Annotated in this window: 13 protein-coding genes; 6 read left to right on the top strand and 7 right to left on the bottom strand. The window is 72.6% G+C overall.

Annotated elements, in window-relative coordinates; all coding sequences use genetic code 11:
* Positions 1 to 55: 55 nt before the first annotated feature.
* Positions 56 to 2,758 (bottom strand): hypothetical protein, encoded by a 2,703-nt coding sequence (locus ACZ42A_RS19205; protein WP_468528390.1) that lies wholly within the window; start codon positions 2,756 to 2,758, stop codon positions 56 to 58.
* A gap of 197 nt (positions 2,759 to 2,955) precedes the next feature.
* Here ACZ42A_RS19205 and ACZ42A_RS19200 point away from each other — a divergent pair, with 197 nt between their 5' ends.
* A complete protein-coding gene (locus ACZ42A_RS19200; RefSeq protein WP_468528389.1) occupies positions 2,956 to 3,876 on the top strand; it encodes an RNA polymerase sigma factor SigF in 921 nt (306 codons plus the stop codon).
* 100 nt (positions 3,877 to 3,976) lie between these two features.
* On the opposite strand, the gene ACZ42A_RS19195 is transcribed toward ACZ42A_RS19200, so the two are convergent.
* Complete coding sequence (locus tag ACZ42A_RS19195) at positions 3,977 to 4,432, bottom strand: ATP-binding protein (RefSeq protein ID WP_468528388.1); 456 nt, start codon at positions 4,430 to 4,432, stop codon at positions 3,977 to 3,979.
* A 293-nt stretch (positions 4,433 to 4,725) separates the two neighbouring features.
* Between ACZ42A_RS19195 and ACZ42A_RS19190 the strand changes: the two genes are divergently transcribed.
* Positions 4,726 to 5,910 carry a streptophobe family protein gene (locus ACZ42A_RS19190; protein ID WP_468528461.1) on the top strand — a complete coding sequence of 395 codons (1,185 nt, stop codon included), beginning with the start codon at positions 4,726 to 4,728 and terminating at the stop codon, positions 5,908 to 5,910.
* A 35-nt stretch (positions 5,911 to 5,945) separates the two neighbouring features.
* Here the strand turns inward: ACZ42A_RS19190 and ACZ42A_RS19185 are convergent, their stop codons facing one another.
* From ACZ42A_RS19185 to mgrA, 3 genes are all read right to left on the bottom strand, one after another.
* Positions 5,946 to 8,288, bottom strand: a complete 2,343-nt coding sequence (locus tag ACZ42A_RS19185) for an FHA domain-containing protein (RefSeq protein WP_468528387.1) — start codon at positions 8,286 to 8,288, stop codon at positions 5,946 to 5,948.
* 60 nt (positions 8,289 to 8,348) lie between these two features.
* Entirely contained in the window at positions 8,349 to 8,759 is a 411-nt protein-coding gene (locus tag ACZ42A_RS19180; RefSeq protein WP_468528386.1) for a hypothetical protein, read from the bottom strand.
* 390 nt (positions 8,760 to 9,149) lie between these two features.
* On the bottom strand, positions 9,150 to 10,139 hold the full coding sequence (gene mgrA, locus ACZ42A_RS19175; RefSeq protein WP_468528385.1) for an L-glyceraldehyde 3-phosphate reductase: 990 nt from the start codon (positions 10,137 to 10,139) through the stop codon (positions 9,150 to 9,152).
* 128 nt (positions 10,140 to 10,267) lie between these two features.
* Here mgrA and ACZ42A_RS19170 point away from each other — a divergent pair, with 128 nt between their 5' ends.
* Positions 10,268 to 11,152 (top strand): LysR family transcriptional regulator, encoded by an 885-nt coding sequence (locus ACZ42A_RS19170; protein ID WP_468528384.1) that lies wholly within the window; start codon positions 10,268 to 10,270, stop codon positions 11,150 to 11,152.
* A 25-nt stretch (positions 11,153 to 11,177) separates the two neighbouring features.
* Positions 11,178 to 11,693 (top strand): mycothiol transferase, encoded by a 516-nt coding sequence (locus tag ACZ42A_RS19165; protein ID WP_468528383.1) that lies wholly within the window; start codon positions 11,178 to 11,180, stop codon positions 11,691 to 11,693.
* Here the strand turns inward: ACZ42A_RS19165 and ACZ42A_RS19160 are convergent.
* On the bottom strand, positions 11,675 to 12,745 hold the full coding sequence (locus tag ACZ42A_RS19160) for an adenosine deaminase (RefSeq protein ID WP_468528382.1): 1,071 nt from the start codon (positions 12,743 to 12,745) through the stop codon (positions 11,675 to 11,677). The two genes, ACZ42A_RS19165 and ACZ42A_RS19160, sit on opposite strands and share 19 nt — an antisense overlap.
* Positions 12,746 to 12,791: 46 nt before the next feature.
* A complete protein-coding gene (locus tag ACZ42A_RS19155) occupies positions 12,792 to 13,193 on the bottom strand; it encodes a VOC family protein (protein ID WP_468528381.1) in 402 nt (133 codons plus the stop codon).
* A gap of 179 nt (positions 13,194 to 13,372) precedes the next feature.
* On the opposite strand from ACZ42A_RS19155, the gene ACZ42A_RS19150 reads away from it, so the two are divergent.
* Together ACZ42A_RS19150 and ACZ42A_RS19145 are read left to right on the top strand one after the other, a co-directional pair.
* The gene (locus ACZ42A_RS19150; protein ID WP_468528380.1) at positions 13,373 to 13,960 is read left to right on the top strand and encodes an O-methyltransferase; all 588 of its coding nucleotides are present in this window, start codon (positions 13,373 to 13,375) and stop codon (positions 13,958 to 13,960) included.
* A gap of 157 nt (positions 13,961 to 14,117) precedes the next feature.
* Complete coding sequence (locus ACZ42A_RS19145; protein WP_468528379.1) at positions 14,118 to 14,576, top strand: pyridoxamine 5'-phosphate oxidase family protein; 459 nt, start codon at positions 14,118 to 14,120, stop codon at positions 14,574 to 14,576.
* Positions 14,577 to 14,599: the final 23 nt, after the last annotated feature.

Here is a 14,599-nt window from a genome sequence, read left to right as displayed (position 1 = left end):
GGGAAGGGTCCGGCGTTCCGCCCTCGGTGGAATGGGGCACTTCGGGCGGAGTGGGTCAGCGGTTGGAGACGCTGTATGTCGTCTCCACCTGGAGCGTGCCGTTCGTCGGCTGCTGGGTGATGGCGACGGACGCCGCTCCGGCGAGGCCGGTCGCCACGGCGGTCACGGCGGCCACCACGACGGCCGTCACCGGCGCGGTCAGCGTGGCCAGGGTGCGGAAGGAGCGGACGAGCCGCCACTGGAGCCCGGCGAGCCGCACCAGATGCCACTCCCAGTACATGCCGAGCACCAGACAGAACACGATCAGCCAGCCGATGCGCAGCCCGCTGGCCAGACCGAGGTTCGTCACCTGGCGGGAGTAGGGGTAGAAGAGCAGCAGCAGTTCGGGCACGAGCAGCGCGCCCAGCAGGAACTGACTCTTCATCACCGGCGTCCGGCCGGGCAGCCGGGTGCAGAAGTAGCCGAAGAAGGCGCCGTACGCCGTCCAGCGCAGCGTGTGCTCGACCAGCACGAGGAGCTGCCCGAGGGTCAGTTCGGGCAGCAGCTTGCGCACCGAGTAGAGCTCGATGCCCATCACGGGCAGGGCGAGCAGCGAGGCGACCGCGGCGGCGTGCACACCGTTCTGCCACGGGGTCCGCCCGCCGCCGGTGACGAGGGCCGGCGGCCGGATGTCCAGGCCCAGGGAACGCCAGCGGGCTTGAACGGCCTGCGGGGTGAGGCTGCCGTCGGCGAGCCCGTCCCGGGCCTGCTGGACCAACGGGGCTTGCGCGGACTGCAGCAGCGTCCAGCGCGCGTACCCACGGACCTGGGCGGCGTGCAGGCGCCGGTCGTACTCGGCCAGCCGCGCGCCGCGGTCACGGCGGTGTCCGCCGTGACCGCCGTACAGCAGCAGGGAGAAGCCGCCCAGGGCGGCGGCGACGGGCAGCACGTCGACGACATTGCTGCGGTCGGCGGAGACGACGGGGTTCACGGTCAGCGCGACGAACGCGACGCCGAGGGCCGCCGCCCGCTTCTTCCGCATCGTCCGGGCGTGGCGGACCCGTGACTCGCCGGCGGTGTGCCAGCGCCGGCACACCATGACGGGGATGGCCACGACGATGAGACCGCCGACCGTGTGGAAGGCGATGTCCGCCAGGGCGGCCTCGAACAGGCGGGGCCGGGTGGTCTCGGCGAGCAGCGTCCGGGGCGGTTCGAAGGCGCGGCCGACGTCGGGTGGCAGATAGAAGAAGAGGCCCGCGACCAGGGCGGATCCCGTCCACCAGCGGCCGGCCCGGCCCGCGAGCTGCGCCGCGCGGACGAGGGTCGGCACCCACAGCAGACCGAGCCCGACCAGCAGCAGTCCCTCGGACAGATGGGTGTCGATCCGCTCCGACGGCGCCAGCCGCCCCCAGGAGGCCAGCACACTGGCGGCCACGGCCATGACGGCGGCGATCGCGCTCCACCACGCGCGGCGCGGTCCGGCGGGCCAGCGGAGGTCCACCGGCAGGACGACGGGGATCAGGGCGGCGGCCACCGCTGCGGCGCAGAGGCCCACGAGGGGTTCCCGCAGCGGTGTCCCGCCGGACGCGGACGCCACCAGCAGGGCCTCGACGGCGAGGCCGCAGCCGGTGACCGCGACGAAGCCGAAGGCCGTGCTCTCCTGCTCCACCTCGTGCAGCTGAAGCCGCTGGAGGCCGCTCCGGCGGGTGTTGAGGACGTTGTGCAGGGCGGGCAGCAGGAAGAGCAGTCCGACGGGGACGACGACGCCCCACCAGGTGATCAGCACCGTGGCGAGCAGGGAGCGGGCCATGCCGTCCGGCAGCCGCGGTGACTCCCACGCGGCCAGCGCCAGCAGGATGCTGCCCGCGGTGAAGGTCCACAGCAGGACGCGCAGATGCGACGAGGGGCGTGGGTCTATGGTCTCCAGGCTGCGCATCCCGTACACGGCGCTCCAGCCGATGAGCACGAAGCCGAGCACGATGCCGAGGGCCACCGGCAGGGGCTCGTCGAAGGCAGGCAGGAAACGGGGCCCGGTCTCGGCGGAGGGCTGCCGCGGGAAGCCCAGGGCCGCGGCGTCCACGGCGGTGAGGGTCACGGTGGTGGTCCCGCCGCGGGCTGCGGTGAGCGGCCGTAACAGCGCGGAGTCCTCGGTCTGCCGCACCGGCGCCGCCCCCCGCACGCCGGTGAGGTCGAGGCCGGTGCCGTGGACCCGGAGGTCCACGTGCCAGGTGGTGGTCCGCGGCGCGGGGTCGGCGGCCGGGCGGAAGGTGAAGCGGAAGACGCCGTCCCAGGCGCACGGGGCCCGGCAGGTCTCCTCCAGCGTCCAGGCGACGACGGCCGTCCCGCGCGGGCCGTCCTGCCTCAGGGACGGAGCGGCCAGCCGTCGGGCCAGGCCGCCGCCGGCCCGGGACATGGTGCCGTCCGCGTAGCGCACGTCTCCGGCCAGCCGGTCGTCGAGGTACTCGGCGGTGTCCGTCGTCTCGCCGCGCCGTATCGACGCGAGCAGCGGGTCGTCACGGTGCAGCGTCAGGCGGTGCTCGACGCGGGCCGTCCAGGAACCGGCTCGCGCGGTGAACTCCACGCGGGTGGTGAGGGCGCGCGGCGGGTGCGCGCGATGCGCCGCACGCTCCCAGTTCAGGTCGGGGGCGCTCGCCCGTCCGTCCGGAGCCCGCTCGGGGTGCCCGAAGCGTCCGGCGGCGGCGTGCACCGCCAGCCCGCACAGCACCGCCAACAGGGCCGCGACCAGCCATTTCGCCACCGCTCCCGGGCGTTCCCGCATGCACCGCTCCCCCGTCCGAGTGCCGTGAATGTAGCGCCCGGCGCGAGCGCCTGGGAGGGCGTGCGCGGCGGCGGTTTCACGCCGGTCCGGCACCAAGAGTGCATGGCCGGCCACGCCCCGGGTACCCGACCCGATGCGTCACCGGGACGCGAGGACACCCAAGGACAGCACCATCCGAAAGAGGCATACGTCGCACCATGACTTTCGTGGGAGAGGCAATGGACACCGCCACCGCCACCGCCGTGACCGGGTCTCAGGCTCCGCTCGCCGAGGAGAGCGCGCGAGCCGGGACGGAGGCGGGGCCGGAGCCGGCAGTCGTGGACCCGCGGACCGTGGCCCCTCGCGACGCACGGGAGCTGTCCCGCCAGTTCTTCCGCCGGCTGGAGGAGCTGGAGGAGGGCACGCACGCGTATCAGTACGCGCGCAACACGCTCATCGAGATGAACATGTCGCTGGTGCGGTTCGCGGCCGGCCGGTTCCGGGGCCGCGGGGACGACATGGAGGACGTCGTCCAGACCGGGATGATCGGTCTGATCAAGGCCATCGACCGGTTCGACCCGGCGCGGGAGGTCGAGTTCACCTCGTTCGCGCTGCCGTACATCGTCGGTGAGATCAAGCGGTTCTTCCGGGACACCACCTGGGCGGTGCACGTGCCGCGCCGACTCCAGGAGCTGCGGGTGGAGCTGGCCAAGGCCCGCGAGGAGCTGTCCAGCCGGCTGGACCGCGAGCCGACGGTGGCGGAGCTGGCCACGCTGATGAACCTCTCCGAGGACGAGGTGGTCGAGGGCCAGATCGCGGCCAACGGCTACACCTCGGCCTCGCTGGACGCCGCCCTGACCGGCGACGGGCCCGAGGACGGCGAGGCGGTGCTGGCCGACTTCATCGGCGTCGAGGAGCGGGGGCTGCGGCTGGTCGAGGACTTCCAGTCGCTGGCCCCGCTGATGGCCGAGCTGGACGAGCGGGACCGGCGGATCCTGCATCTGCGGTTCGTGGAGGAGGCCACCCAGGCGGAGATCGGGGAACGGCTCGGCTGCTCGCAGATGCATGTGTCCCGGCTGCTGAAGCGGATCATCGTACGGCTCCGCGAGGGCATGCTCGGCGACCTGGACCGCGTCTGAGGACCGGTCCGGGGAACACGCCGGGCTCGTGCCGTCCGGGCGGCCCGGGGATGCGCGGCCGCGCCTGACAGTCGGCCGCGCACACGCCGCCCGGGCGGGTTCACCCGCCGCCCAGGTCCACCAGGGCCCACACGCGCTTGCCGACCGGCACCCGCTCGACCGCGACGCGGGACGCGAGCGCGTGCACGATCTCCAGGCCGTGCCTGCCGATGCGTTCGGGGTCGCGGGGGTAGCGCCGGGGCAGGGCGTCGCTGCTGTCGTAGACGGATACCGTGACCGTGCTGTCCGTGCCCTCCAGGTCCAGGATGTACGGCCCGTCGCTGTGCCGGTCCGCGTTGGTGACCAGCTCGCTGACCACCAGGAGCAGGGCCTCCTCGGCGCGCTCGGTGATCTCGGCGCACCACTCGGTCCTGAGCTGGTTCAGGAACTGTGCGGCGAACGCGCGCGCCTCCGCTATGCACCCGGGTTCGCCGGTGTAGTGCGCCGCCCGCCGCAGCGGTTCCACGGGCACGTCGAAACCGGTGGGTGCGACCGTGCCGTCCCGGTGCTCGATCATGCGTTTCTCTCTCCCACGCCGGCTTGGCCGGATACTGCTGCACCAGTCCTCGTACCCCGAGCCCGGCCGAGCAGTCCATGGTGCAGCGGTCGTCACACCCAGGGACCGGGAGGCCCCGGGGCGCGCTCCGTTCCGTCACGGTCCGTGGCCGACGCGGACGGCTCACCCGGCGGGCGCGGCCACCGGGCGCTGGTTAGCGTGGGCGTGTGAGGCCGCGCATCCCCGCCGACCGGGCCGGCGCCCGCCACGGGTGGGTGGCGGCCCTGGCCGTGACGCTGGCCGCGGTGCTCGCCATGGGCGTCGTCGCCGCGCTGGGACTGTGGGCGGCCGGCGCGACGGACCTCCCCGACGGCGCCTATCCGAAGGTGGTCGTGGCGACGGTCGTCACCGCCGTCGGCGGCAGCGTCGAGCTGTCCGGCGATGCCGGGGAGCTGGCCGGTGTGGAGGGCGGTCTGACGGTGATCCCGCTGTCGGTGACACTCGTCGGCGCGCTGGTGTTCGCCGCCGGTTTCCTGCGGCCGGTACGGCACCGGGCGGTGGCCGGGGCCGGTGAACTGGCAGGCTGGGCCGCGCGGATCGCCGTGCTGTGGCTGCTCGCGCTGATCGCGCTGGCCCTCACCGCCCGGCACACCTTCAGCTTCTCCCTCGGGGACGGCGCGATCAGCGATATCGCCGACCTGTTCGGTATCGACCCGGAGCTGGGCTTCACCACCGATGTGCCGTCGACCCTGTTCTTCGGGTTGCTGTGGCTGGCCGGGGTGCTGGTGCTTGCGCTGCTGGTCTCGCGCGAGGCGCCGCTGCCGGGGCGCTTGCCGCGGCTGCGGGAGTCGGCACGCCCGGCGGCGTCCGCGATGGTCCTCCTGCTGCTGGCCTACGTCGTGCTGGGCGTCGTCGCCGGCCTGGTGGTCGCGGTGACCCGCGGGCACGCCGCCGAGACCCTGGCGGTGATCCTGCTCGGCATGCCGAACCTGGTCTGGCTCGTCCTCACCATCGGGCTCGGCGCCACCTGGGACGGGCATGTGGAGGGGCCGTTCGGGCTGCCGATGCCGCACGTGCTGGACCAGGTGATGCGGTCCGGGGAGGCGGGCGCGCTCAACCTGGGCACGCTCGCCGAGTACGACGGCCGGGTGTGGTGGCTGGTGGTCGTCGACGCGGTCCTGCTGCTCGCGGCCGCGTACCTCATGGCGGTCCGCTCGCCGGCCCGGGTGCCGCTGTGGCTGCATGCCGTCCGCATGGCGGTCGCGCTCACCCTCACGGTCCTCATGATCTGCCTGGTCGGACGGATCTCCACCGCCTTCGGCCTGTCCGTGCTGGGCATCGGCGACCAGGGCGGCGAGCTGTCCCAGGAGCTGTTCCTGCGACCGCGCCTCTGGGGGGCGCTGGGCCTCGCCCTGCTGTGGGGACTGGTGACCGGTTTCCTCGGCGCTCTCCTCGCCCGGGTGCTGCGCCGCCCCGGCGAGCCCTCCGGCCGGCCCTGACGCCGTCGCCCCGTTTCCGCGTCACGACTTCCGCATCACGACTTCCGCATCACGACGGGTTCCCGGCGGCGCAGCAGGACGGCCACCAGGCGGCCGAACACCAGGGAGAGGGCGACGAGGATGCCGATGTCGAGCAGCCACACGTCCAGCTCGTGCGCGAGGAGCGGATCGCGGCTCAGTTCGCCGGGCGAGAGGCCGGCGAGGTCGATGCTGCCGGCCATCGCGCCGAACGCCCAGCGGGCGGGCACCAGCCAGGCCACCTGTTCCATGACGAGCACGCCGTCGAGGCGCAGCAGGGCGCCGCAGAAGACGACCTGGACGATGGTGAGCAGCACCAGCAGCGGCATCGTCACCTCCTCCCTGGGGACGAAGGCGGAGACCAGCAGGCCGAGCATCATGGCGGTGAAGGCGAGCAGCGCGACGGCGAGGGTGATCTCGGCCAGGGGCGGCATCAGCACCCCTTGACCGCCGGGCGCCTTGAGGTCCACGCCGTACAGCGCGACCAGGGTCAGCACCACGGCTTGGAGGACGGTGATGGTGCCGAGCACCACCACCTTGGACATCAGGTACGCCGATCTGGACAGGCCCACCGCCCGCTCCCGCTGGTAGATCACGCGCTCCTTGACCAGTTCGCGCACCGCGTTGGCGGCACCGGTGAGGAGGCCGCCGACGCACAGGATGAGCAGCGTGTTCATCGCGTTCTTGCGGGTCAGCTCGTCGCCCGCCAGGGCCCGGGCCAGGGCGCCCATCACGAACGGCAGCGCGATCATGATGGCGAGGAAGGTGCGGTCGGCGGCGAGTGCGGCGGTGTAGCGGCGGACCAGCGTGCGCAGCTGGGCACCCCAGGTGCGGGGCCGCGGCGGCGGTCCCATGATCACCGGGCCCTTGCGGGGCCGCCGGGGCTGCCCGCCGGCCTCGGCGACGTAGCTCTGGTGGAAGGGCGAGTCGCGGTAGTCCCCCGCCCAGTCCCGGTCCTGGTCGTGTTCGAACGCGTCGAAGGCCTCGGGCCAGTGGGCGAAGCCGAAGAAGGGGAGGGCGTCGCCGGGCGGGCCGTAGTAGGCGACCCTGCCGCCGGGGGCGAGGACCAGGAGGCGGTCGCAGACGTCCAGGTTGAGCACGCTGTGGGTGACGACGATGACGGTGTGGCCGTCGTCGGCGAGTCCACGCAGCATGGTCATCACCGAGCGGTCCATGCCGGGATCGAGGCCGGAGGTCGGTTCGTCGAGGAAGAGCAGCGAGGGCTTGGTCAGCAGCTCCAGCGCCACGCTGACCCGTTTGCGCTGGCCGCCGGAGAGGGTGTGCACGGGCTGCCGGGAGCGCTCCTGGAGGCCGAGTTCGCGGATCACCTCGTCGACCCGGGCCCGGCGTTCGGCCTTGCCGGTGTCCTGCGGGAAGCGCAGTTCGGCGGCGTAGGACAGAGCGGCGTGGACGGTGAGCTGGGTGTGCAGGATGTCGTCCTGCGGGACGAGGCCGATGCGCTGGCGCAGCTCGGCGTAGTCGTGGTAGAGGTCGCGGCCGTCGTAGAGGACGGTGCCGCGGTCGGCGGGGCGCAGGCCGGTGAGGGCGTTCATCAGCGTGGACTTGCCGGAGCCGCTCGGGCCGACGACGGCGAGCAGGGTCTTCTCCCCCACCGGGAACGAGACCTGGTCGAGCAGGCGGGTGCGGCCGCGGTCCACGGTGACGGTGAGGTCCTGGACATCGAGGGAGATCTCGCCGGTGTCGACGTACTGCTGGAGTTCGTCGCCGACCAGGCAGAAGTCGGAGTGGCCGATGCCCACGATGTCGCCGGGCCCGATGTCGGCCCGGTCGACCGGCTCGCCGTTGAGGTAGGTGCCGTTGTGGCTGCCGAGGTCGGCGATCTCATACGTGCCGTCGGCGTGGATGCGCAGTTCGGCGTGGTGCCGGGAGACGATCAGGTCGTCGATGACCAGGTCGTTGTCGGTGGCGCGGCCGATGCGGACGGTACGGCGGGGCAGTGGCCGTACGGCGGTCGGCGCGCGGAAGGTGCCGGTGAGGGCCGGCCGGGAGACCCCCGAGGGACGCCCCGGGGTGGGCGCGGCGAGGCCGGTGAGCACGGCGCGAGGGCCGTCGGTGGGGCTGCCGAAGCGGATGACCGTGCCGGGGCCGACGCCCCACTCGTGGATGCGGCGACCGTTGGCGAAGGTGCCGTTGGTGCTGTGCTCGTCCTGGAGCGTCCAGTGGTCGGCCTCCGGGTGCAGCACCGCGTGGTGCCAGGAGACCCGGTCGTCGTCGAGGACGATGTCGCTGAGGGGGTCGCGGCCGACGTGGTAGTCGCGGGCCGGGGTCATCACGGTGACGCCCGTCTCGGTCTCCAGGACGAGTTCGGGTGCCGTGGACGCGGACGGCCGCTCCGCCATGCCAGAATTCTACCGATTGGCCCACATATACGCCTGCCTGTTCGAGGCCCGGCCTCTCCCTCAGGCGACCGGCACGACCAGCGCCGGGATGGTCCGCTGCATCCGCAGGGCGTCGACGGACTCGGCCAGCAGCTCGTACTCGGTGGTGTCGTCGCTGACGGCGATCCGCACCAGCCGCCCGGCCGCCAGCTCGTCGGCGACCAGCTCCTGCCGGTCCGCGTCCGCGCACCAGGAGCGCAGCACGGCGGGTACGTCGGCCACCTCGTGCCCGACCGGGACGAGCGCGTTAGGCGGATAGGGCGCGTCTCCGGGCTGGGGGTCGAGCCGCTCGGCGATCCAGGTGGCGCGGTCCCGCAGCCACCACAGGGCGAGGGCCAGGGTGGGCGCCCGGTAGGTGCCCAGCGGCACTCCGATACGCCGCCCGCCGCAGGTGCCGTACGCGGTGACATGGCACAGGAATTCGTCGTGCACGTTCTCCTCCCCCGTCGCGTCGCTCGCCGGCCGGTGGTGCCTCGCTTTCCGTGCGGCTCCTGTGCGGTGAACTGCCCCTGACGTCGAGTATCTTCACTCTTGAACCACTGTCACCATGCCTTTCCGGCCAGTCTCCTGGCATATTCCCGCGCGGTGATTGGCCGGAATGCGACGGGCGTGCCGAGTTTCGCGGCGGAAAAGCGAACGTGGAATTGCCCGCGAGCCCGGGCCCAGGCCCGGACCAGGCAGCCGACCCCTCTCTCGGCTGGCCGAAACCAGGCCGGGAATTTCAGCACCCGCGAATTGCTCGAGACGAGCTGATCGAAATGCCGGATGCCCGGAGACGGCCACCGTCTCCGGGCATCCGAAAAGATCTCCGAAAAAGATCTCCTACGCGGTGACGACCGCGTCGATACGGGCCAGCTCGTCCGCGTCGAAGTCCAGGTTGTCCGTCGCCGCGACGCTGTCCTCCAGCTGCTGCGGGCTGCTCGCGCCGACCAGGGCGGAGGTCACCCGGCCGCCGCGCAGCACCCAGGCGAGCGCCATCTGGGCGAGGGACTGGCCGCGCGACTTGGCGATCTCGTCCAGGGCGCGCAGCTTGCCGACCAGCTCCTCGGTCAGCGCGTCGGAGTTCAGGAACGGGCTGTCGCTCGCGGCCCGTGAGTCCTCCGGGATCCCGTCGAGGTAGCGGGCGGTGAGCAGGCCCTGCTCCAGCGGGGAGTACGCGATGGAGCCGACCCCCAGCTCGTCCAGCGCGTCCAGCAGGCCCTCCTCGGGGCGCCGGTCGAGCATCGAGTAGCGCGGCTGGTGGATGAGCAGCGGGGTGCCCAGCTCGCCGAGGATGCGGGCGGCCTCCCGGGTCTGCTCCGGGGAGTAGTTGGAGACGCCGACGTACAGCGCCTTGCCCTGCTGCACGGCGGAGTGCAGGGCGCCCATCGTCTCCTCCAGCGGAGTCTCCGGGTCGGGGCGGTGCGAGTAGAAGATGTCGACGTAGTCCAGGCCCATCCGCTTCAGGCTCTGGTCGAGCGACGACAGCAGGTACTTGCGGGAGCCCCACTCGCCGTACGGTCCCGGCCACATCAGATAGCCGGCCTTGGTGGAGATGACCAGCTCGTCGCGGTACGGCGCGAAGTCCGCCTTGAGCGCCTCGCCGAGCGCGGACTCGGCGGCGCCGGGCGGCGGGCCGTAGTTGTTGGCCAGGTCGAAGTGGGTGACGCCGAGGTCGAAGGCGCGGCGCAGGATGGCGCGCTGGGTCTCGACCGGCCGGTCGGGGCCGAAGTTGTGCCACAGGCCGAGCGACAGCGCGGGGAGCTTGAGGCCGCTGCGTCCGGTGCGCCGGTAGGGCATCTCGGCGTAGCGGTCGGGGTGTGCGGTGTACAACGCGACTCCTGAGGGGTTGGCACACAGGGTGTGGCTCCGGGGCCGAAGCCGCCCCCTACTCTGTCTGACCTGCGGCCAGTGGTCCAACAGAAGAATCCGATGGAATTCAGCGGCTACGCTTCTCAGTCATGGAACTGCGCCAGCTCAGGCACTTCCTCGCGGTCGCCGAGGACCAGCATTTCACCCGCGCGGCCGAACGGCTGATGGTCTCGCAGTCGGGCCTGTCGGCGTCGATCCGGGCGCTGGAGCGGGAGTTGCAGACCCCGCTGTTCGTGCGGACCACCCGCCGGGTGACGCTCACCGAGGCGGGGCGGGCGCTGCTGGTCGAGGCGGAGCGGGTGCTCGACCGGGTGCGGGCGGCGCACGAGGCGGTGGCCGCCGTGCAGGGCGTGCTGCGCGGCACGCTGGCGCTGGGCACCGAGCAGTGCATCGCCGGGGTGCCGGTGGCCGGACTGCTCGCCGCGTTCCGGCGGCGCCACCCGGACGTGGAGATCCGGCTGCGGCAGGCGGGCTCGGGGGCGCTGGGCGAGGAGGTGGCCGCCGGGCGGCTGGACCTGGCGTTCGCGGTGCGCACCGACACGGACACCGAACAGCTCCGGGCCGTGGCGCTGACCAGCGAGCCGATGACCGTGCTGTGCCATGCGGGCCATCCGCTGGCGGCGGCCGGGGCGGCCGTCACCCCGCAGGACATCGGCGGCGAGGTGTTCGTCGACTTCCACCCCGACTGGGGGCCGCGCCGCACCACCGACGCGGCGTTCGCCGCCGCGGGCGTACGGCGGACGGTGGCGCTGGAGGTGAACGACGTGCACAGCCTGCTCGACCTGCTGGACGAGAATCTGGGCATCGCCGTCGTGCCGCACCACTTCCGGCACAAGCGGCCGTCGCTCACCGCGCTGCCGCTCAAGGGCACCGGCGAGGCCGCGTACGAGACGGTGGCCCTGCTGCCGCCCCCGGAGGCCACCAGTCCGGCCGCCCGGGCACTGATGGCGCTGCTGGAGACGGGGAGCGCGTGAGCGGCGTCCGCGCCATGGTGGACGTATGCACGCGAAGGACATCCTCATCGACGGCTACGGCCGTATCCAGGAAGAAGTCCATGCCGCCGTCGACGGTCTCGGGGCCGAGGAGCTGAACGCCCGGCCGTCCGCCGACGCCAACTCCATCGCCTGGCTGGTCTGGCATCTCACCCGGGTCCAGGACGACCACATCGCGGACGCCTCGGAGCTCGACCAGGTGTGGCTGGCGCAGGACTGGGCGAAGCGCTTCGGGCTCAAGCTGCCCCTCCGGGACACCGGGTACGGCCACACTTCCGCGAAGGTCGGCAAGGTGCGGGTCGACTCCCCCGACCTGCTGACCGGGTACTACGACGCCGTGCACGAACAGACGCTCGGGTTCGTGCGCGGGCTGACCGCCAAGGATCTCGAGCGCATCGTCGACGAGCGCTGGGATCCGCCGGTCAGCCTCGGCGTACGGCTGGTCAGCGTCCTGTCCGACGATCTCCAGCACGTCGGACAGGCCGCCTATGTGCGCGGGCTGCTTCAGAGCGCGGCGGCGTAGCCCGGCAGCACGACGTCCTCGATGAGGGCCCTGCGCTCGTCGAACGGGATGAACGCGCTCTTGATCGCGTTCACGGTGACCGTGCGCAGGTCCTCGACGGTCCAGCCCGCCTGCTCGACCAGCAGGGACATCTCGCGGGTCATGGTCGTGCCGGACACCAGGCGGTTGTCGGTGTTGAGGGTGACCCGGAAGCCGAGGTCCTTGAGCGCGGTGATCGGGTGCTCGGCGATCGAGGTGGCGCAGCCGGTCTGGAGGTTGGAGGTGGGGCACATCTCCAGCGCGATCCGGCGGTCGCGCACCCAGCTCGCGAGGCGGCCGAGCTTGCCGTCCACGATGTCCTCGGTGAGGCGCACGCCGTGGCCGATGCGCTGGGCGCCGCAGACCTGGAGGGCCTGGTGGATGCTGGGCAGGCCGTGGGCCTCGCCGGCGTGGATGGTGAAGGGCACGCTCTCGCGGCGCAGGTGCTCGAAGGCGGCGAGGTGGTCGGCGGGCGGGAAGCCGTCCTCGGCTCCGGCGATGTCGAAGCCGACGACACCGGCGTCGCGGTAGGCGACGGCCAGCTCGGCGGCCTCCTGGACGCGGTCGAACATCCGCATGCCGCACAGCAGGGTGCCGACCCGGACCGGGGTGCCGGCCGCCGCGGCCTTGGCCATACCGGCGGCCAGGCCCTCCTGGACCGTCTCGACGACCTCGCGCATCGTCAGCCCGCCCTGGGTGTTCAGCTCGGGGGCGTAGCGCACCTCGGCGTAGACGACGCCGTCCTCGGCCAGGTCGAGGACGTACTCCTCGGCGGTGCGCAGCAGGCCCTCGCGGGTCTGCATCACGGCGAGGGTGTGCTCGAAGGTGGCGATGTAGCGGACCAGGTCGCCGGAGTTGGCGGCCTCGAAGTACCAGGCGGCCAGCTCGTCCGGGTCGGTGGTGGGCAGCGTGTGGCCGACCTCGCGGGCCAGCTCGACGACGGTGGCGGGGCGCAGGCCGCCGTCGAGGTGGTCGTGCAGGACGGCCTTGGGAAGGCGGAGGAGGAGGTCGGTGTCTATGCGCGTAGAAGTCATGGTGCGGCGTTCCTCGGCGGTTCGGTGAGCGGACGTGCGGGGGAGGTCAGGAGGCGGCGGGCTGGAGCAGGTCCCAGCGGTTGCCGTGGAGGTCCTGGAAGACGGCGACCGTGCCGTACGGCTCGTGCCGGGGCTCCTCCAGGAAGGTCACGCCCGCGGCCAGCATCCGGGCGTGGTCGCGGGCGAAGTCGTCGGTGTACAGGAAGAAGCCGACCCGGCCGCCGGTCTGGTCGCCGACCCGGCCGCGCTCGGCGTCGTTCTTGGCGCGGGCCAGCAGCAGCGCGGTGCCGGCGCCCGCACCGCCGGCCGACGGCTCGACCACCACCCAGCGGGAGCCGTCCGGGCGCGGTGTGTCCTCGACGAGCCGGAACCCCAGGGCCTCGGTGTAGAAGCGGATCGCCTCGTCGTAGTCGTCGACGACGAGGGTGACCAGGGCGATGCGTCTCATCGGGACCTTTCGGGAGCGGATCCGGCGGGTTAGCGGGAGAGGTTATACGTAAAACCTGCGGGATGCCAGTCGCGGGCCGGAGTCCGCTCGAAGACCTGTCCGCCTCCTGCGCCGACGCCGGACCATTCGGAGCAGAAATCGCTTGCTGACCGCCCCGCCGCGTTCGCAGACTCTCCCCCATGGACGACACACCGACCCTGCTCCCCCCGGCCGTGCCCGCTCTGCGGGCCGCGGCACAGCACGCCGGATTCACCATGTCCTGCGACGACCGGACCGGCAGCCTGCTGGCCGCACTGGCCGCCGCCCGGCCCCGTGGACGGATTCTGGAACTGGGCACCGGCGTCGGCGAGGGCACCGCCTGGCTGCTGAGCGGGATGGACGACGGAGCCGAGCTGGTCACGGTCGAACTCGACGAGACGGTGCAGGCCGTCGGCCGCGCGGAGCTGGGCGCGGATCCGCGGGTGACCTTCGTGACCGGTGACGGCGGGGCGTGGCTGGAGTCGTACGACGGGGCGCCGTTCGACCTCGTTTTCGCGGACACGTGGCCGGGGAAGTTCACGCACCTCGACCGCGCCCTGGACCTGGTGGCCGTCGGCGGGACGTACCTCGTCGACGACCTCCTTCCGGAGCCGGAGTGGCCGGAGGGTCACGAGACGGCGGTGTCGGGGCTGCTGGCCGCCCTGGAAGGCCGCGATGACTTCCGCACCGTCCGCCTGGCCTGGAGCACCGGACTGCTGCTGGCCGTACGGACCGGGCGCGCGGCCTGACGCTCCCTCCCCTCCCCGCGCGACCGGCTCACGGGTGAAATCCCCGTCGCCGGCCCACGCACCTCGCGGATACGACCCAGGCCCTAGTTCGCAGGCCCGAGTGCCGCCGGTCCCAGGCCCGAAGTGGGGCGGTCGTTTCGGCCGTTACTGTCCTCGCATGAAGATCACGGAGACCCCCCGCACCCCCGCCCAGCGCAAGCAGGCCGTCCTGGCCCGGCTCGATCGGGAGGAGGACGTGTGGGTGGCGTCGGCGTCGGTCGACGGGACGCCCTGGCTGGTCGCGCTCTGGTTCCTGTGGGACGGGGAGGCGGTGTGGCTGGCGACGCGGACGACCAATCCGACCGGGCGCAATCTGCGCGACGGCCGCCGGGTCCGGCTGGCACTCGGGGACACCCGGGACGTCGTGCTGATCGACGGGGAGGCGGAGGTCCACACACGCGAGGAGGCGCCGGCGGCGATCGCACGGGCGTACACCGCCAAGTACGGCTGGAATCCCGCCGAGGACGCCCCCTCCTACGCCTACTTCCGGGTCCGCCCGCTGCTCGTGCAGGCCATGCACGGGGAGCACGAGATGGCGGGGCGGTATCTGATGCGGGACGGGGAGTGGGTGATCTGACGTCCCTTCGACATTCTTTTCCC

The organism is Streptomyces sp. NPDC030838 (genome assembly GCF_055572035.1).
The sequence above is the reverse complement of the archived record's forward strand: the minus strand, read 5'-3'. Positions and strand labels throughout refer to the sequence as shown.

Coding starts and splice junctions, on each gene's coding strand:
- ACZ42A_RS19185 (WP_468528387.1), bottom strand. CDS start 8,288: ATGGCGGAGCGGCCGTCCGCGTCCACGGCACCCGAACTCGTCCTGGAG.
- ACZ42A_RS19205 (WP_468528390.1), bottom strand. CDS start 2,758: ATGCGGGAACGCCCGGGAGCGGTGGCGAAATGGCTGGTCGCGGCCCTG.
- ACZ42A_RS19170 (WP_468528384.1), top strand. CDS start 10,268: ATGGAACTGCGCCAGCTCAGGCACTTCCTCGCGGTCGCCGAGGACCAG.
- ACZ42A_RS19190 (WP_468528461.1), top strand. CDS start 4,726: ATGGGCGTCGTCGCCGCGCTGGGACTGTGGGCGGCCGGCGCGACGGAC.
- ACZ42A_RS19150 (WP_468528380.1), top strand. CDS start 13,373: ATGGACGACACACCGACCCTGCTCCCCCCGGCCGTGCCCGCTCTGCGG.
- ACZ42A_RS19165 (WP_468528383.1), top strand. CDS start 11,178: ATGCACGCGAAGGACATCCTCATCGACGGCTACGGCCGTATCCAGGAA.
- ACZ42A_RS19200 (WP_468528389.1), top strand. CDS start 2,956: ATGACTTTCGTGGGAGAGGCAATGGACACCGCCACCGCCACCGCCGTG.
- ACZ42A_RS19145 (WP_468528379.1), top strand. CDS start 14,118: ATGAAGATCACGGAGACCCCCCGCACCCCCGCCCAGCGCAAGCAGGCC.
- ACZ42A_RS19155 (WP_468528381.1), bottom strand. CDS start 13,193: ATGAGACGCATCGCCCTGGTCACCCTCGTCGTCGACGACTACGACGAG.
- ACZ42A_RS19160 (WP_468528382.1), bottom strand. CDS start 12,745: ATGACTTCTACGCGCATAGACACCGACCTCCTCCTCCGCCTTCCCAAG.
- ACZ42A_RS19195 (WP_468528388.1), bottom strand. CDS start 4,432: ATGATCGAGCACCGGGACGGCACGGTCGCACCCACCGGTTTCGACGTG.